We start from the raw sequence: 18,586 nt of genomic DNA, 5'->3' as shown, positions 1-18,586 counted from the left end.
TTCTCTAGCAATATCTTTATTTTTACTAATATCTTCGATTATTAAGTCAACTTTTTTCTGATTATTTCTTGGAATATATTAAAATCAAAAGGACTTTGTGTTTTATTATCAAGCCAAGCTAAAGAATCTATTTGTGAAGCCAATTTATCATAAGTTTTTAAAATAACTGACTTAGCATCTCTATCACTGCGGCTACTTGCGAAATTGTGGATAAAGTTATGAAATTCTGGACTTCCCTTTGAATATTCTTCATCGAAAACTTCTTCTATTGTCTCTTCTTTTAATATTACATTGGAATTTTCACTGATAATACTAAAATTTGGACTAAGATTATCAAAGTAATAAAAATATTCTCTAAGCATATCTGAAGCAAAAGAATGCAGAGTTTGGATATGAGCGTGTTTTAGTAATTTTAGTTGATCTTTTAAAAATTTATTTGTGGGATCATTTTTTATACTATTTTCTAAGGAAGACCTTATCCTATCTTTCATTTCTATAGATGCTTTATTAGTAAATGTAACTATAATCATCTTATCTATAGGAACTTTTTCATCCAACATAAGACTAATTACCCTATCAACTAGAACTCTTGTTTTTCCAGAACCAGCGGCTGCTGAAATTATTATATTTTTATTTCTCTGGCTTATAGCCTTTTGCTGGTCTGGTGTATAAACTATGTCACTCATCTAGATCCTCCGTACTTTTATAAAGATCACTTATAGTTTTTTTGCTATCAAAATCCCTATATTTATCGGTGTCTATGCTCTCATCAAACTTACATATGCCTTTAAAATCACAATACTGACATTCATTTTGGCTTTCATTATATCTTATTGGATTAAGTTTTATATTTCCTATTTTAATCTCTTTGATATATTTACTGATTAGTTCTTTTGCAAAATTATTTACTACTTGTTCCTCTTCTTTTGTTAAAATATCAGTATTTTTAATATCTATTACTCCAATGTTTTTGCTATCAAAATTTTCCTTATCTATTAGTTTAAATACTTCCTCATTTACTTTTACTACTAATCCATTCATTTTAAACTTATCTTCATAAATTTTCTCAATATTAGATTTTTCGTAAGTATCTTTCATTTTTTCTAGCTCATCTGATAGGGGCATATAAAATGAGCCTATAGGAGTAATTGTATCGCTTAGACTGCTTGCGCTCATCATATAAACTAAAAGTTGCAAATCTAAACCATTTAAAATATTTACGATTTTAAATACTTTTTTGCCTGTTTTATAGTCAATTATTCTTAAATAATTATTTGCTTTATCTATCCTATCAATTCTGCCCCTTAAATAATTTTTGTCATCTACATACACTCCAGGCAAATCATTTTCTTTATTATAACCAAAGTCCACTTCTACATCAGAAACTTTAAACTCACCTTTTTTAAGTTGATTTATAAGTTCTCTCGAGTTATTTTTAGTATTTTTTATAATATTATTTAAAATAAATCTATTACGTGGATCATTTTTACGGGTCATATCTAGGTAATTATCAACACTTGTATTGAAATTCTCTATTATTAGCTCATCTAATTGCTCGCTAGTTATCTTTTCTATATCTTCATCTTTTATCAATCTTGATACATCTTCTAAGGATGTATGAACTATAGATCCCAATTCTCTAGCATCTACATCATAGTTTTCGTCATAATATGGTTTTATTCCAAAGTTTACAAAGTATCTATATGGACATTTTGAGTATGTTTCTATCTCCGTAACATTGAAGTGATTTTTGGGATATAGTTTACTTGCATTAGTTAATGTCAAATTATTTTTATTGTTGCTATAGTATAGACCATCTACCACGGTTTGAAAATCACCATATGATTTTAAATATGATAAATAAGACTTAGTAAATTTAAGATCATTTTCTGTTACTTTTTCACCTTTGCGTACCCTCCAAAGCACATCCATAGCATACTTTTTTGAGACTTCTTTAGAATATATACTTTCACTTAATGGCAAAGTTGTTAGATCTGTTATCTCTATTTCAGGAAATATTTTTAAAATATCATTTAAAACTATAGATTTATTTATAGCTGCCCCATCCTTATCACTTAGGGCAAAAGATAGATATAGTTTATCAGATATACTCATCATCTTATAAAGATTTAATTTTTCTCTTTCTTCTATATCTTCCTCATATATTTTTAAATCTAGATTTAGCTCTGTCAATTTATCCTTATCGTCTTTTCCTATTAAAAAATCTCCATTCGATTTTGATGGAAAAAATGTATCATTTAATCCTAATGCAAAATTTATAGGTCTTTGTGAAACTCGAGGTCTTTTAAAATTTGTTACTATAACATGATCCTTACTTGGAGGTATGGTGCCTATTTCCATATCATTTGCAGTGGATAAAATTATATTATAAATTGATTTTAATGTGGACTTTCTATCTGCCATTAGATTCATAAGTTCTTCAAGTATAGAAACAAACTTGTCCCAAACTTGGTCATTTTGATTATAATCATCCAAATCTCCTTCTTCTAAAAGAATATTTTGATAATTATTAATTCCTTTTATAAATCCTTCATTGCTTATTAATTTATAAACAGCGATTATTATATCTGAGCTTTTAGCTATTTCTTTTTCTTTTATTGATATAAGATCTCCTAAAAGATCTAAAACTTTTTTTCTAATTTCTTTTACAATTTTTTCTTCATTAATTTTATAAAGCAATTTATCATCAGCAAATGGATTATCTTTATATAAATTTTTATAAAAGTCTATGTCAATCTCAAAATACTTATCTTCTAAAAACATTGATCCCTTTATTTTTCTACTAATTATATAATTTTGAAAAATAATTATTTTATCAACGCCATTTGGTCCAAAATCAAAAATATTTGACCTTAAAAAGTAAGATAAATCATGTACATTAAAGTCATAGATAACAAGTCTAAACGCTGCTAGCCAACTTCTAACTATATGATTATCTGAAAGCTTATTTATTTTATCTAAAAAAACCGGAATATTATATCTATTAAAAATTTTATTGATTTCGTTTTCATATTGGCTAGCATCAGAAATATATATTGATATGTCTTTGTAACGTAAATTATTTTCATATATAAGCTTATTTATTATGAGAGCAACATTTTCCACTTCAGTTTTACTTGATATAGACTCAATTAAATGAACATTCGCTGGATTTCCTTTAAAGAAAAGTGGATTATACCTTTCAAAATTTGTACAAAGATGATTGATATCGTTATGCTTATTTATTCTTCCGCCTATATTTATTTCATTTATTTGATCTATATCCTTTAGCCTATAATAGAATTTATTGGACATATCATATATTTCTAAGTCCTTTGCCATGGGATTATCTATAAAAGTTTTATCTAAGGTAAGAGTGACGCTGACTTTAGCTCCAAGATTTAATAACTCAGATATAAAATCCATCTTTATATCTGAAAGATAGTCAAATTTATCAAAATAAAAGTAAGCATCCTTAAAAAATTCACAGCTAGAAAGTCTAGTTATTACTTGATTTAGCTTATCTTCTGAATCTAGGTACTTATCATTTATTTCCCTTTGGTAGGCTTCATAGATTAGCTTTATTTCTTTAAATTTTAATTTTAATATTTCATCATCTAAATTGGATTCTATATTTTGGTAAAAAGTCTGGTCAAAATTATTATCTTTTATGTTGGTAATTATTGATTCTATATCATTTATAAAATCAATATTATTGTACTTATCTTTAAAAAGAGTTAGATCACCATTTATATCTCTTAAAACATTACTTAGCATTATAATCTTGCCAGATTTAGTTAAAATATTATCTGAAAGCCCTCCTGTCCTATCAATTATAAATCTTGCTAGAGATGAAAATGAGAGAACTTTAGCATCCATAGCAGTATTATAAGAAATATTATCGATAAGATTTATGTCTGATTGGAGTGTATACTGTTCAGGAACAATTAAAAAAGCTTTCTGCTTATTGTCTAAGTTTTCTTCGATTTTTTTGTAAGTATACATGCTATTTGCATAAGCTGATTTTGAAATAATTGTATTTATCATGCTATTACCTCTAAGCTACTTCCCCTATCTTCTTTATAAGAAACTAATATTTTGCCATCAATGGCATCTTTTAGCTCACTTACATGACTAATTAGACCTACAAATTTATCGTCATAAGAAAGTTTTTCTATTTGCTCTATTACTTTTGATAAATAATCATCAGATAAGGTCCCAAATCCTTCATCTATAAACAAAGTATCAATAGTAATACCTCCATTTTCTGCACTTATCTCATCTGATAAGCCCAGGGCAAGTGACAGAGAAGCTAAAAATGATTCTCCACCAGAAAGAGTTGATGCTGGTCGAGTTTTTCCAGTATTGGCATCCAAAATTTCTATATCTAATCCTGATTGAGATCTTAAATTTTGCCCTTCAGATGTTCTAGCCATTGTAAATTGACCGTTAGACATTTGTAAAAGTCTTTTGTTTGCATAATTTAGGACCCTATCAAAGTAGTAAGTTAGGACAAATGTTTGAAAATCTATTTTTTGCCTACCAGCTACTTTCCCAGTAGCTCCATTAGAAATTTCTGAAAGTTTATCTAAAATTATACTTTCATCAGATAATTTCTCATATTTTTTTTCTAGTTTTTGTATATTTTCTAGTATCAAACTTATGGATATAATTTTTACTTTAACATTTGAAATTTCTTCATTTAATGTATTTAAATTTTCATAAGCATCATTTATTTTTTCTTCAATACTATCTAGATTAGCTAATTGCTTGCCTTCATATACTTTTAAGTTTTTATAATTGATTTTAAGTTCATCCAAAGCTTTAAAATACGCATCTACCTGCTCTAGCTTGTTTTGAATTTCATCATAGTAAGAAAGATATGTCTTATATTCACTGTAATCAATAAATTTTTCACCAATCCTACCGGCTAAATCTTTTTTGATAGTAAATATATTTTCCTTAGCTTTTTCTATATTTGTCTTATAATTTCCAATCTCTGTTTGAATTTTTACTTGTTGTTTTAATAAATTGTTGTGCCTTTGATTTACTTCTCTTATATAAATATCTAAGGAATTTATTTGCTCATCTATTTCATCTAAATTTTTATTAAGTTCATTTATATCAAGATTTTGCATTTTTTCTTTATTTAATTGATAGTAAATTTTCAAGTCTTCTGAGTCTTTAGTTTTTAATTTTAAGTTATCTAATATTTTAGTATTTTTTTCAATATCATATGAATAATTAACTGATATATTTTCTTTATCCTGCTTTATCGATAAAAACTTTTCTATTGTTTTTTCTAAATTTTCTTTTTCTTTATTTATATTGTTAATTTCAACTTCTATATTATATTTTTCAGCTATTATCTTATCTAATGACTTAGTTTCAATAATTGATTCTTTATATAGCTGATTTTGTGTTTTTATTTTTGTTATCTCTTTATTTATATTATTTAAATTTTTATTTACTAAATCTATATCTACATTGCTAACTTGTAATTTTTTAAAGTGCTTGTCGTGTTTATCTCCACATACTGGACAAGTTCCTGTTTTGTTTATATCATCTATGAGCTTATTTATTTCAATTATTTTACGATTTTGCTCGAAGATTTTTACTTGATCTAGTAATTTTGCTTGTTCATTTTCTTTACTAATTAATAGTTTGTCATTTTGATTTATTTTTTCTAATATATCCTGGTTTTTCTTATATAAGTCTAATGCATCATTTATTTCTTTTTTCCTATCTTTTAATTCAGAGAGATTTTTTTCTATGGATAGTTTTTCATTTCTCTTTTCATCAAGATTATCATTTAATTCATATAGGTCTTTTCTAATTTTTTCTAAATTTTCTTTTAGTTTATCATTTTCTTTAACAATCCGATCTATTTTTGATAGATCTTTTTCTATTTGTAAGTATTCCTTCTCTTTTTCTTTAAACTCTTTAAGTTCTCTTATAGATTCTACTAGCTTTGTTCTTTTTATTTTTAATGCATCTAATTTATTACTTTTATCATCTATAGCAGAAATCTCTTTATTGCTAGCTGCTATTTCTTTCTTATATTTTTCTAGTAATTCATTAGCTTTTTCTAATCTACTTTTATTAACTGATAATTCTTTTTTTATCTTATCTAAATTATCTTCAATTATTTTTATATTTTTTGCAAAAGCTGACTTTTCACTTTTTTCTCTAAGATCTTTATAATAGCTTTCTTGCTTTTGTTTTTCTTTTAAATCCGCACTTACTTTTTGAAATTTGAGGATATTTTCATTTAAATTTTTATCCATCTCTCTTTGTTTTAAAAGTGATGTATATATTTGATTTTTTCTTTCATAGCTTTCTTTTTTGCTTTTTAAAGCTTTATCATATTTGTAATTAATATTTTCAATTTTTTTAACCATTTGATCGAAATCATGGGTGATTTTCTCACTACTATCTATAGCTTCTTCTATCTCAATATCTTTTACTATTTCATTTTGTAAATTTTTATCTATAAAATCTAGCTCTTTTTTACTAGCGAGTGATTTTTCTTTTATAAGTTCTTGGATATTTTTATACTGGTCAGTTTTGAAAATTTTTCCTAAAAGCTCTGTACGCTCCTTAGAACTAGAGTGAAGAAATTGTTGAAATTCTCCTTGAGCCAATAGCATTACCTTTGTAAATTGATCTTTATCTAGACCAATTATATTTATGACTTCATTTTCAACATTTCCTATTTTTTCAGCTAATAATATTTTTTCATCACTTATCTCATAAAGACTTGCTGAATGTTTTATATCTTGGTTTACTTTTGATTTTTTTGCTATTTGAGAAGGTATTCTTTCTATTTCATAAACTTTATTATCTACTTCAAAAGTAAGTATCACATAAGTGTATAAATCTTTAGTAGAAAGGTAATCTGACCTAAGCTTTTCCATAGGTATATTTCGAGATGTTTTTCCATAAAGAGCAAAGCTTATAGCGTCAAATATGCTTGTTTTTCCAGAACCTGTATCTCCCGAAATAATAAATATTTTTTTATTATATAGCCTAGTAAAATCTATTTCTATTTTTTCTTTATAGGTTATAAATCCTCTAAACTCTAATTTTATAGGCTTCATTCAACGATCCTTCCTATTATTTCTAGTTCTTCTTTGCTAATTTCTTCATCCATTTTATATTTATAAAACTCTTTAAAAAGTTCTATGGTAGTTTTATTTTCCAAATCCAAATTTAAATCACTTGTTGCATTAAATATTCCACTATTTTTATAAGTAATTTGAACTGCATGTGGGAATATTTCTTTTAATTTACTCATAGCATTATCAACTGTATGATCATCTTCTAAAATAAATTTTATGTAATCATCATTTTTTGCCATTTTTATTATGTCATCAAATTTACCATCTATTATCCTAAAATCTCTTAAAGGTTTTATTTCAACATCAAAAGTATTTACATCATCAGTTATATCAACAATGGTTACGCTTTTACTAGTCTTTGTTTCATCAAATGAATATTTCATAAATGTTCCTGAATATCTAATTTTTGGATCAATTACAAAATGCTTGCCGTGTAAATGTCCTAGAGCCACATAATCAAAGTTTAAAAAAAGATGCCCATCCATGGCATCAGACCCACCAATTATAAGGGGTTTTTGCCCTTCATTATAGGCATCCTCACTTTCTATTCCTACATTATTTGCATAGCAATGGGTAATTAGGACATTTCTACCCTCATAAGATTTATCTTTTAGTAGATAACTATAAAGGTCAGTAAAATTATCTATCTTATCATCAAATAATACTTTAGCTTGATTTAGGGAAATATATGGTATTAGGTGAAAGTTTATTTTGCCATACTCATCCTCTAGACTTACCACTTCATCCTTGTATTCTCCATATAGATGGTAATTATGTTCTGCAAAAAATTTATTGTTTATATCTAATCTTTTGGCAGAATCATGGTTACCACTTATAGCTAAGACTGGCTTCTGTCTTTTAAAAATAATCTCATCTATAAAGTCAGAATAAAGTTTAAGTCCATCGACACTTGCAACAGAGGTATCAAAAATATCTCCTGCTATCATTACTACATCTACTTTTTTTTCATCGATTATATTTAATATTTGATCTATGGCATATTTTTGATCTTCTATTAGAGAATAATTTCCAATATATTTTCCTAAGTGTAAATCTGCTAGGTGGAGCAATCTCATGAATGACTCCTTATAAATACATATTCACTTTCAGTTGAGTTATATGGATCATATTTGTAATTATTTACTATAAGTTTTTTTATATCGTCTGGATCTTCAATCTTTTTTTGAATAATTGTTTTAAGCATCTCTCCTCTAGCCTGTTTCATCCAAGCTGTATATGAGCGCAATTTCCCATCCTTATCATCCTTAAAATTTAAACTTATAAATCTATCATTTTTTCCTAAAAATGGTCTTATGGTCTTTGTATATTCTTTACTAGCTAAATTTATAACTAATTCATCGTTTTTAAATAATTCATCATATAAATCTTTGCCCCAAAACTTGTATAAATTCATATCAGAGTTATCAAAATATAATCTGTAGTCTGCTATAGCTGTTAAGGGTTTTAATAAACCATAAAGAGCAGATATTATGTAAACATGATCATTTAAATACTCTAAATCATCAAAATCATCTTTATTAAATTGCTTAAATACTAAGCCATCATAGGCAAAAATAGCAGGATTATTTAAATTATTAAAGTCAAATTCTTGGTAATCATAGTAAGCTTTTTCTGTTAGCTTATCATTTGTTCTATTAAGATTACCAATTTCATTCATAGTATATTTTTTTAGTTTATCTACTAAAATTTTTGTTTTTTCAGGAAATAGTAAATTATAGGTATCTATTCCTTCATTTTTTTTAAAACTTTTTGCAGGTGAAATAATTATTTTCATTCTAATTCCTCCATCTATATAAATTATAGCATAGAAAAATAGCAGGCCCTAACCTGCTATTTTTGTTTTTTTTATATATGATATTAAAGATATTAAAATAAAAAATCCTACTGCTATTAATACTATAGCTCCACCTGGTTTTAATCCCTTGTAGTAACTAACTGTTATACCCAAAATCATAAATATAGCTGAAAAAACTATAGAAAGCTTGAAAGTGGCTTTATATGATTTTGTAAATACCATAGACGATGCAACTGGTATTGTCATAAGTGAAGTGATCATTAAGGCACCTACAGTCTTTGCTGAAATGGCTACAGTAATTGCTGTTATAAATGTAAATAAATTATTAATAAGTCTGGTATTTACTCCAGCAAGTCTAGCTAAGACAGGATTTATAGATGTATATAATAATCCGTAATAAAAATATATGGAAGAGATAAGCACTATCACGAATATAAGAGCAACTATATACAAGTCTTCACTGCTAACTGTAGTAATAGAACCAAACATAAAGGACTCAAAATTAGTCCCGCCTGGTGTGAAATCGGAAAGTATTGATGCAATAGCAATTCCTGTACTCATTACAATAGCTGTTGCCATATCTCCGTATTTAGGAAATTTTCTCCTTAAACTTTCAATTGCGAAACTTGCCAATATGCAAATAAGAATAGATGTCCACATAGGATTTATTCCAAAAATCAGGCCCAGTCCTATTCCTGCCAAAGAACTATGGCTTAGGGCATCTCCTATCATTGATGTTTTTCTATTAATCATTATTATCCCAATCATAGGAATAATAATTGCAAGCATTATACCAATAGCAAAAGCCCTTCTCATAAAAGAAAACTCAAGCATTAATAAGCCTTCCTTCCTTTAAAAACATAGTTTTATTTACATAATTATCTATAAGTTCCATTTCGTGGCTAATTATAAGTACAGTAATTTTATGTTTTTTATTCAAATGTCCAAGCAAGTCCAAAAATTCTTCCTTACTTTTTTGATCTATACCTACAGTAGGCTCATCTAATATTAAGATTTCTGGACTTGATACCAAGGCTCTAGCTACCATTACCCTTTGCTGCTGACCACCTGATAACTTATTAAAAGGTCTATCTTTTAGATTTTCAATATCTAGTCTTTTAAATATACCACTAGTTTTTCTAATAACTTCTTTGGTAGGTCTTTTAAAAGCATTAAATTCTCTGTATAGATTTAAAATTACATACTCAAAGCAAGTTAGAGGAAATGTAATATCCTTTGATTCGCTAAGCTGTGGCACATAGCCTATTTGACTAAAGTCATCAATTTTTTCAATACTTTGATCAAGTATATTTATTTCTCCACTTCTCTTTTTTAATTCTCCTGTAAGAATTTTAATCAAAGTTGTTTTTCCACTACCATTTTGACCAGATATAGCCAAAAAGTCCCCTTTTTCTACTGTGAGATTGATATTTTCTAATATTAATTTTTCATTATAAGCAAAATTCAGATTTTTTATTTCAATAATACTCATTTATTTTTCCATAGATTTGTAAAGTTCTTCTAAATTATATTTTATCAAATCTTGGTATGTTGTGTCATCATTTAATTCTTCATCTGTAGCATATTCTAATGTATTTAGTGGTACAGTTTTTGATCCAATTTCATCAGCAATAGTTTTTGCAGATTTATCAGATCCACCCATTTCGTAGAAAATTGTATTTATGCCAAGCTCATTTGCTTTATCTACTGCATCTTTTAAAGTTTTTGCATCAGCATCTTCTGTAGATGTTAGACTTGTAAGAGCATTTTGAGTAAGACCAAAGTCACGAGCTAAGTAACCAAAAGCTTGATGGCTTACTAAAAAGTTTTTGTTATCTACACTTGCAAATTTATCTGTATATTCATCAATCATCGCATTTAGCTCATCCTCAATTTCTTTATAGTTATCCATATAGTAGTCTTTATTTGCTGGATCTATTTCTGAAAGCTTATCAGCAATTACTTTTGCTTGAGCTATACCATTTTTTGGGCTTAACCATGTGTGTGGGTCAAATTCTCCGTGGTGGTGGTGATGTTCTTCTTCTTGATCTTCATGTTCATGATCATCTGCTTGTTCATTTTCTTCTGAAGCTTCTTCTTCATTTTCATGATCATGGTCTTCATTCATTTCTTCGCTTTCTTCTTCATGTTCGTGATCATGGTCTTCATCTTCGTGTTCGTGGTCATGGCTGCCTTTTATAAGTTCTACATTTTCAGTAGTATTTACTAATTCAATATCAGAAGAATCTTCTAATGAATCTTCCCATTCTTCCATGCCGGCACCATTTATAAACATAACTTGGCTATCTGATAATTCAGCAATATCTTTAGCTGAAGGTTCCCAGCCATGACTTTCTGTTTTTAAATTAGTAAAAGATTTTACATCAAATTTATCTCCTGCAATTTGTTTAGTAAGATTATAGATTGGATAAAATGATGAATAAATTGTTGGACTTTCTACAGCTTGATCTGAGATTTCTGTCTTATCTTTTTCTTCCTTTTGATTATCATTTTCTTCTACATTTTCTTTTTGTGCATCTTTTGCATCTTCTACTGTTGTTTCAGTATTATTTTTCGCATTATCTTCTGCTGGTTGTTGATTATTACATGCACTTAAGCCTACTCCTAAAGCAAGAACTAAGGCCATTTTTTTATATTTCATAAATACCTCCATTAATGTTAATGCAAATCATTTGCATCTAAGATTATATAATAATTTTTTTATATGTCAAATACTTGTATAATAATATTGGAGGTTAATAATGAATATAAATAACCTATTAAAAGAAAAAAATTTAAAAGTAACCAAAAATAGAAGAATAATATTAGAAGCTTTACAAAATATAGCCGATCCCGTATCCGCTGAAGAGCTTTTTGATAAACTAAAAGCAGATTATGATGTTGATTTATCTACTATTTATAGAAATTTAAACATTTTAGAAGAAAAAAATTTATTGCTAAAAAGTACAAATTTAGATGGTATAAATTATTATCAAATTAACAATAGTAAACACAAGCATTTTATAACATGCAATATTTGTCAAAAAAAATTTACTATTGAAAACTGCCCTGTCCATGATTTGGAAGAAAGTATTCAAGAAGAAACAGGTTTTATACTTAATGGGCATAATTTTGAATTTACAGGTATTTGCCCAGACTGCCAAATGAAAAATAACGAAAAATAAATATTAAATAATAATTTATGAGGTTAAAAATCAAATCACTTTATATCGCCTTTAAATTTTTTATTAAAAAAGATGTATGATTATTTTCATACATCCTTTTTTTTAACTATTAAATTTATTTTTATCAAACGCATTTACTGTATTTGCCACAATTATTGTACCAACTGCATCTCCTGATAAGTTTACTGTGGTTCTAGCCATATCAAGGATCCTATCAATACCCATAATTATTGCTATACCTTCAACAGGCAAACCAACTGATTCTAATACCATTGATAAGGTTACTAGACCTACAGAAGGTATACCAGCAGTACCAACTGAAGCTATTGTTGCAGTTAAAATTACAGTTAAAAAGTCAGTAGGACTAAGTGTTATACCATAAGCATTGGATATGAATATTACTGCAACTCCTTGCATTATAGCTGTACCATCCATATTTACAGTTGCACCAAGGGGAATAGTAAATGATGATATTTTTCTATCAACTCCCATTTCCTCAAGAGTATTTATATTTAGAGGAACAGTAGCTGATGATGAGGCTGTTGAAAAACCAAAGGTCATTACTGGAGCATATTTTTTTATAAATTTAAATGGATTTACTCTTACAAATAAACTTAGTAATAACATATATACAAGTATCAATTGAGCAACAAGACTACCTAAAACTGATCCCATATATGATAGCATAGATAATATTGCATCGAAACCTAGATTTGAAAAAGTCCTTGCAATTAAGAAAAATACACCAACTGGAGCAAGTTTCATAACCCACATTGTCATACCCATCATAAGGTCATTCATTTCTGTTACTATATTACCAAGAGTAATGAGTCTATCTTCCATAGATGCTATCAAAAGACCAACAAGAACTGCAAAAATAATGATTTGTATCATATTTCCAGTAGCAAGAGCTTCGATAGGGTTTGTTGGTACAAAATCAAGGATAGTATCAACAAGAGATATATCAGTATCCACAGCTTCAAAGCTTTGATCTCCAATAGACATATTCATACCCTTACCAGGTCTAATTAAACTTGCAAGACTCAAAGCAACGACTATAGCTAAGGCTGTTGTCAACAAATAATATGCAACTATTCTAACACCTACCTTACCAAGGGTTTCAGTATCACCTATATTTCTACAACCATCGGCAATAGAGAAAAATACTAGAGGTACAACAAGCATTTGCATTAATCTTATAAAAAGTTGACCTATAGTATAAAAAATACCATCAATCAAAATATCATTTTTAAAATGTGAATCAGGAACTAGGGTGTGAAGCAATATCCCAACTACAATTCCTAATATGAGACCAATAAAGATTTTCTTTGATTGGCTATTTCTTTTCTTTTTTTTATCCATTCAGTCCCTCCCTGTCTATATATTCATGTAGGGTGTCCTTCCAATTTGGGATCTTATACCCTCCAGTTATTTTTAAAATATAATCATCAAGTGCAAAAAATCCTGGTCTTGATTTTAAAGAAGTGTATTCACTACTTTCTATAATATCAGCTTTAACACCAGTATAAGATAAAATTTCAGACGTAAAATCATGCATAGATATAAACCCATCTGCTGATGTATGGTAAGTACCAAATGAACTGGTATTTATAAGCTCTATTAAAAAGTTAGCTAATTCATGTGCTGAAGTAGGTGACATATATAGGTCTTTAGAAACTACTACTTGCCCACTTTTAGCTTCTTTTAAAATATCTTCGACAAATTGATTTTCTCTAGAATAAAGTCTACTGACTCTTACAATAAAATGATAATTAGAAAACTCTCTTACATAATTTTCACCAGCTAGCTTACTTTTTCCGTAAATACTCTGTGGATTTGGCTGATCAAATTCTGTGTAGGGTAACTTAGATTTTCCATCAAATACATCAGCTGTTGAAAGCTGAACTAGTTTTGCCATATATTTATTAGAAGCTATAGCTATATTCCTAGCTCCAACAGCATTTAGTAAATAGGCCGCATCAGGATTTTGCTCACACTTATCTCTATTTGATAAACCTGAGCAATTTATAATTGTATGTGGTCTAACACGATCTACAAAATGACTTACTTCTTCTTGATTTGTAATATCTACTCCTCTTTCATCAGTTGCTATTATTTCTGCATCCAATGGGTCTAGTAATCTAAGCATAGAAGTACCAAGTCTTCCTGAACAACCAGATATCCAAATTTTCTCATGTGCAATTTTCATAATTTCTCCTTACTAATACAAAAATTTCATATATAAAAATATATGAATGAGCTTGGTGATTTATTTTTAATATATAATTTTTACTAAATGATTATAAGAATAGAATTTATAGTAGGCTTTATGGCAAAGCTGCTTTGTATCTTTGAAAAGCAGCAACATCTGACCTTCCATCAATCCAGCTTACCTGCTGGGATTGGGATAGATCATTATGGCACGCCAGAAGAGAATCGAACTCCTATCTTAGGCTTCGGACACCTTTGTTTTACCACTAAACTACTGGCGCAAGTGTAATATTACTATACTGGATTTGGTCTAAAAATCTTAGTGGTAAAAATGTGTTTCCTAGCCCACTATCTACATATATGATTGATTTTTTATATTTAAAGACACCCTTGTCGAAATCTGGCAATATCCCTTCTCCTGGGGCTATTAGTCCACCTACAATTGGCATTCTTACTTGACCGCCATGGGTGTGGCCTGAGAAAATAAAGTCTTCATCTCCCCTATAATTATCTCGTACATTTTTTGAAAAATGACTTAGGATAATATTTACACTATTTTCACTTGCTTTATAATTTTCATAAGAAAAATCAAACATACTAGTCCCATATATATAAATCTCATTGCCATTTATATTTAATAATTCTCCGTCATTTTTTAAATATTTTATACCTAGTTTGTCAATCTCTTTTAAAAAAACATCTAAATTTGGTCCAGACTCCTCATGATTACCTGTAATATAATAGGTTTTTATATTTAAACTTGATAATTTTTTTAGAAAGTAAATAGATCTATCTATTTTGGATTCTTTTCCATAATCTATTATATCCCCTGTCAAAATTATAAAATCAGGTTTAAATTGTCTAATATTTTCTAATAGCTCATCCAAATTTTTGATAGCATTTGAGTGGAAATCTGTTATTTGAGTAATCTTTATAGGATTTTGCAAATTCTCACTTACCAATTCTATCTTTTTTTCTTTTGCTTTAAAACATTGATTATCTATATAAAAACCAAGACCTACAGCAGCCGCTGCAAGTCCTAGTATTATTTTACTTTTCTTTTTCATTTAAATTTTCTAAATATCCTTCACTTCTCATATCACTTGGGATTTTAAATCCTGCCCTCGGGCTAAAAGATCTGCCAGTTATATTTGGTCCATCAACTGAAGTTGATCTTTTAAATTGGCTTGCGGTAAATCTTTTAAAATATGATATGAGCCATCTTTTTATAATCTCTTTATCATATTTATCAGAAAATGCAGATATTGCATCTTCTAAAATTTCTTTGGCTAGTAGATGGTAGGTCAAGTGTTCATAGATAAAAAAGTCAATTAATTCATATGGACCAATAATATCTTCCGTTTTTTGACTTATTTCCTTTTTATCTTGGCTAATAAGTTCTGGAGAAATTGGTGTATCTAATATGTCCTCTAAAACTCTTCTTAGCTTTGGATTTTCTGTTGTTTCTGCTATAGCACCTACTATATAGCGGATTTCTGTTTTTGTAAGGGACGCATTTAATGAATAATTACTCATTTGATCTCCATTAAAGGTTGCAAATCCTTGCATAGCTTCAGATAGATCTCCAGTACCAATTACAATTCCCTTATGCATATTTGCTAAGTCAAATAATATTTGTGTTCTCTCACGAGCTTGAGCATTTTCATAAGCAGTATCAGTACTTACACCATCGTGTCCTATATCTCTTAGGTGGATTTTTACCGCATCAGTAATATTAATCTCTCTTAATTTAAGTCCTAGTGCTTTACAAAGTAGATATGCATTTGATTTTGTTCTATCACTTGTACCAAAGGCTGGCATTGTGTAGCAGTTTATCCCTGATAAATCTAATCCTGCTTTTTTATAAGCATGGACTAAAAATAAAAGGGCCATAGTTGAGTCAAGGCCACCAGATACTCCTAAAAATACTTTTTTTACACCAATTTTTTGCATGCGGGTTAAAAGAGCACTTGCTCCAATATCTAGGACATCTTTTACATATGCATCTCTTTTTTCATATATTGGTAAATATGGGAATTTTTCCCTAGTTATATTTTCTTCAAACTTATCAAAGTGTAGTAATTCTTGATCAGTATATATCCTATATCTGTTTACAAAATCTATCTGATCATTACAAATAACTTTTTCTACTTGACCATTCTCAGCAATTATATTAAAGCCGCCATATACAAAATCTGTTGTGCTCTCTCCCCTGCCTTGAGATGTATAGACGTAAGTTACATCTTTTGATAAAAATTTTATTCTATTTAAAATTTCTTCTTCATTTAAAGCCATTTTTACCTCTGCCGTTGGATTTAAAATAATTTGAGGGCGATTAGCAATATCAGACTTGTAAGTTAAGCTTCTTGGTATATCCATCATTTCATCTTCGCCAATGCTTACTGCTATATTTAAGTGACTAATACTTTTTGATAATGGATTTACCTCACACCAGTCATCCAAAAACGGTATAACTTCTCCGTCTGGTATATCAATAGCAAATACATTTTTTTCTGTTATAGACAGGTTCTTTTTGGTATACAAATCTACTAAATATCCATCCATTAGTAAAGCTATGGCATTATAAATTTTTCTATTGTATATTAAAGGAAAACCAACAGAAAATAAAATATTATAGCCTTTTGAAAACTCTTTTAACTCAAGGATAGCATCCTCACACAATAAAGCTATATCTTTATATCCATCATAAAGACTAGCTCCTGTAAGGGATAACTCAGGTAAGGATAATATACTTACACCGTCATCATATGCGTTTTTTACTAAATTTTTTATGATTTCTTTATTTTTATTAACATTTCCAAGGGCTAGATCAAAGTTTGTAGATCTAATTTTTAAATTTTTTCTCATAATCCACCTCTTAAAGATATTTTACCACATAATGCAATTATATTGGCAGAGACCTTTATATAAATATTAAATTATTTTTTCACAAATTATTTTATTTATAATATGATAAGTCGTATAATAAGGAAGACAAGATAAATGTATTTAGGAGGAAAAATGCAAAATATCAGAGAAATTCTAGATGACATTTACTATGTAGGAGTAAATGACAGAAGAATAGACAGATTTGAAAATATGTTCCCAGTTGAAAATGGTGTTTCATATTCTTCTTATGTAATTAAAGATGAAAAAAATATTTTACTTGATAGTGTAGAAGCAGGTTTTACTAGACAATATTTAGAAAATATTGAAGCAGCACTTGATGGTGAAGATTTAGATTATATAGTTGTTCACCATATGGAACCTGATCATTGTAGAAATATAGATTTTTGCATGAGAAAATGGCCAAATGCCAAATTAGTCGGAAATGCAAAAACATTCAAATTTTACGAACAATTTTATAATGATGAATTTAAAGACAGATATTATGAAGTAAAAGAAGGCGATGAGCTAAATCTTGGCAAGCACAATCTTAAATTTGTAATGGCACCTATGGTTCACTGGCCAGAAGTGATGATGTCATATGAAACAAATAACAAAATTTTATTCTCAGCAGATGCTTTTGGTTCATTTAATGCCATAGAAGGTCATTTAAAAGCTAAAAACGTTATGTATAAAGGCGATTGGTTAGACCAAGCACGTAGATATTATATCAACATAGTTGGTAAATTTGGCAAACAAGTTCAAGCAGTATTTAATAAAGTATCTGATCTTGAAATCAATGCTATTTTACCATTACACGGACCAGTTTATGATGATCCAGAATCAGTTGCTTTTATTATGGACAAGTACAATAATTGGTCAACATACACTCCAGAAGAAAAAGGAATTGTAATTGTATATTCTTCCATGTATGGCGATACAGAGCAAGCTGCCGATATTTTAGCAAAAGAACTTGCAGAACTAGGTCTTACAGAAGATATAAAAATATATGATGTATCTGACGTAGATCCTTCATATGCAATAGCAGAATGCCATAAATATAGCAATGCTGTATTTGCACCAATAAACTACAATTCAGGTTTATATTACAAAATGGAAGCATTTTTACAAGAATTAGCTGGAACAAGCTACCAAAATAGACATATTTCTTTCTTAAATAACTGGTCATGGGGTGGTACAAGCCTTAAAACTTCAAAAGAAATATTAGATAATGGCAAACACACATATGTTGGAGAAGATGTATTAATAAATTCATCAGTAAAAGAAGAACAAGTTGATCAAATCAAAGAATTAGCAAAAGCCATAAAAAAAGATATAGATTCACAAGAATATTAATATAAAAATAA

At 28.3% G+C, this 18,586-nt stretch carries 14 protein-coding genes and 1 tRNA gene; 2 read left to right on the top strand and 13 right to left on the bottom strand.

What is annotated here, in order from left to right; genetic code table 11:
* Positions 1-41: 41 nt before the first annotated feature.
* Genes DY249_RS09295 through DY249_RS01355 form a run of 8 tightly spaced genes read right to left on the bottom strand, consistent with a single transcriptional unit; the run spans position 42 to position 11,599 of the window.
* Positions 42-686, bottom strand: a complete 645-nt coding sequence (locus DY249_RS09295; RefSeq protein ID WP_245943477.1) for a UvrD-helicase domain-containing protein — start codon at positions 684-686, stop codon at positions 42-44.
* Positions 679-4,047: a PD-(D/E)XK nuclease family protein gene (locus DY249_RS01385; protein WP_115594928.1), complete on the bottom strand. Its 3,369-nt coding sequence runs from the start codon at positions 4,045-4,047 to the stop codon at positions 679-681. Before DY249_RS01385 ends, DY249_RS09295 begins: the two co-directional genes overlap by 8 nt.
* Complete coding sequence (locus tag DY249_RS01380; protein ID WP_115594927.1) at positions 4,044-7,100, bottom strand: AAA family ATPase; 3,057 nt, start codon at positions 7,098-7,100, stop codon at positions 4,044-4,046. Before DY249_RS01380 ends, DY249_RS01385 begins: the two co-directional genes overlap by 4 nt.
* Complete coding sequence (locus DY249_RS01375; protein ID WP_115594926.1) at positions 7,097-8,197, bottom strand: exonuclease SbcCD subunit D; 1,101 nt, start codon at positions 8,195-8,197, stop codon at positions 7,097-7,099. The genes DY249_RS01380 and DY249_RS01375 overlap by 4 nt, the downstream gene beginning before the upstream one ends.
* Positions 8,194-8,916: a peroxide stress protein YaaA gene (gene yaaA, locus DY249_RS01370; RefSeq protein WP_115594925.1), complete on the bottom strand. Its 723-nt coding sequence runs from the start codon at positions 8,914-8,916 to the stop codon at positions 8,194-8,196. Before yaaA ends, DY249_RS01375 begins: the two co-directional genes overlap by 4 nt.
* Positions 8,917-8,964: 48 nt before the next feature.
* Positions 8,965-9,771 carry a metal ABC transporter permease gene (locus DY249_RS01365; protein ID WP_101541012.1) on the bottom strand — a complete coding sequence of 269 codons (807 nt, stop codon included), beginning with the start codon at positions 9,769-9,771 and terminating at the stop codon, positions 8,965-8,967.
* Positions 9,764-10,429, bottom strand: a complete 666-nt coding sequence (locus tag DY249_RS01360; protein ID WP_115594924.1) for a metal ABC transporter ATP-binding protein — start codon at positions 10,427-10,429, stop codon at positions 9,764-9,766. The genes DY249_RS01365 and DY249_RS01360 overlap by 8 nt, the downstream gene beginning before the upstream one ends.
* Complete coding sequence (locus DY249_RS01355; RefSeq protein ID WP_115594923.1) at positions 10,430-11,599, bottom strand: metal ABC transporter solute-binding protein, Zn/Mn family; 1,170 nt, start codon at positions 11,597-11,599, stop codon at positions 10,430-10,432.
* 100 nt (positions 11,600-11,699) lie between these two features.
* On the opposite strand from DY249_RS01355, the gene DY249_RS01350 reads away from it, so the two are divergent.
* A complete protein-coding gene (locus tag DY249_RS01350; RefSeq protein ID WP_101541017.1) occupies positions 11,700-12,122 on the top strand; it encodes a Fur family transcriptional regulator in 423 nt (140 codons plus the stop codon).
* Between the two features lie 102 nt (positions 12,123-12,224).
* Here DY249_RS01350 and DY249_RS01345 read toward each other — a convergent pair whose 3' ends face one another.
* The 5 genes from DY249_RS01345 to nadE all read right to left on the bottom strand — a co-directional run bounded on the left by DY249_RS01345 (position 12,225) and on the right by nadE (position 17,201).
* On the bottom strand, positions 12,225-13,484 hold the full coding sequence (locus DY249_RS01345; protein ID WP_115594922.1) for a dicarboxylate/amino acid:cation symporter: 1,260 nt from the start codon (positions 13,482-13,484) through the stop codon (positions 12,225-12,227).
* Positions 13,477-14,331, bottom strand: coding sequence for an SDR family oxidoreductase (locus DY249_RS01340; protein ID WP_101541019.1), 855 nt, complete (start codon positions 14,329-14,331; stop codon positions 13,477-13,479). The genes DY249_RS01345 and DY249_RS01340 overlap by 8 nt, the downstream gene beginning before the upstream one ends.
* Positions 14,332-14,540: 209 nt before the next feature.
* A tRNA-Arg gene (locus tag DY249_RS01335) sits at positions 14,541-14,614 on the bottom strand.
* Complete coding sequence (locus DY249_RS01330) at positions 14,600-15,400, bottom strand: metallophosphoesterase (RefSeq protein WP_115594921.1); 801 nt, start codon at positions 15,398-15,400, stop codon at positions 14,600-14,602. Before DY249_RS01330 ends, DY249_RS01335 begins: the two co-directional genes overlap by 15 nt.
* Positions 15,384-17,201, bottom strand: coding sequence for an NAD(+) synthase (gene nadE, locus DY249_RS01325; protein WP_115594920.1), 1,818 nt, complete (start codon positions 17,199-17,201; stop codon positions 15,384-15,386). Before nadE ends, DY249_RS01330 begins: the two co-directional genes overlap by 17 nt.
* 153 nt (positions 17,202-17,354) lie before the next feature.
* Here nadE and DY249_RS01320 point away from each other — a divergent pair, with 153 nt between their 5' ends.
* Positions 17,355-18,575: an FprA family A-type flavoprotein gene (locus DY249_RS01320; RefSeq protein ID WP_115594919.1), complete on the top strand. Its 1,221-nt coding sequence runs from the start codon at positions 17,355-17,357 to the stop codon at positions 18,573-18,575.
* Positions 18,576-18,586 lie beyond the last annotated feature (11 nt).

The sequence above is a fragment of the Anaerococcus octavius genome, from assembly GCF_900445265.1.
GTDB lineage: Bacteria > Bacillota > Clostridia > Tissierellales > Peptoniphilaceae > Anaerococcus > Anaerococcus octavius.
Note: the sequence above shows the minus strand (reverse complement) of the source record. Positions and strands in the feature narration are given on the sequence as shown.

What these genes read in the sequence shown, in the direction of transcription:
- DY249_RS09295 (WP_245943477.1), bottom strand. Translation starts at nt 686, where the DNA reads ATGAGTGACATAGTTTATACACCAGACCAGCAAAAGGCTATAAGCCAG.
- DY249_RS01385 (WP_115594928.1), bottom strand. Translation starts at nt 4,047, where the DNA reads ATGATAAATACAATTATTTCAAAATCAGCTTATGCAAATAGCATGTAT.
- DY249_RS01380 (WP_115594927.1), bottom strand. Translation starts at nt 7,100, where the DNA reads ATGAAGCCTATAAAATTAGAGTTTAGAGGATTTATAACCTATAAAGAA.
- DY249_RS01375 (WP_115594926.1), bottom strand. Translation starts at nt 8,197, where the DNA reads ATGAGATTGCTCCACCTAGCAGATTTACACTTAGGAAAATATATTGGA.
- yaaA (WP_115594925.1), bottom strand. Translation starts at nt 8,916, where the DNA reads ATGAAAATAATTATTTCACCTGCAAAAAGTTTTAAAAAAAATGAAGGA.
- DY249_RS01365 (WP_101541012.1), bottom strand. Translation starts at nt 9,771, where the DNA reads ATGCTTGAGTTTTCTTTTATGAGAAGGGCTTTTGCTATTGGTATAATG.
- DY249_RS01360 (WP_115594924.1), bottom strand. Translation starts at nt 10,429, where the DNA reads ATGAGTATTATTGAAATAAAAAATCTGAATTTTGCTTATAATGAAAAA.
- DY249_RS01355 (WP_115594923.1), bottom strand. Translation starts at nt 11,599, where the DNA reads ATGAAATATAAAAAAATGGCCTTAGTTCTTGCTTTAGGAGTAGGCTTA.
- DY249_RS01350 (WP_101541017.1), top strand. Translation starts at nt 11,700, where the DNA reads ATGAATATAAATAACCTATTAAAAGAAAAAAATTTAAAAGTAACCAAA.
- DY249_RS01345 (WP_115594922.1), bottom strand. Translation starts at nt 13,484, where the DNA reads ATGGATAAAAAAAAGAAAAGAAATAGCCAATCAAAGAAAATCTTTATT.
- DY249_RS01340 (WP_101541019.1), bottom strand. Translation starts at nt 14,331, where the DNA reads ATGAAAATTGCACATGAGAAAATTTGGATATCTGGTTGTTCAGGAAGA.
- DY249_RS01330 (WP_115594921.1), bottom strand. Translation starts at nt 15,400, where the DNA reads ATGAAAAAGAAAAGTAAAATAATACTAGGACTTGCAGCGGCTGCTGTA.
- nadE (WP_115594920.1), bottom strand. Translation starts at nt 17,201, where the DNA reads ATGAGAAAAAATTTAAAAATTAGATCTACAAACTTTGATCTAGCCCTT.
- DY249_RS01320 (WP_115594919.1), top strand. Translation starts at nt 17,355, where the DNA reads ATGCAAAATATCAGAGAAATTCTAGATGACATTTACTATGTAGGAGTA.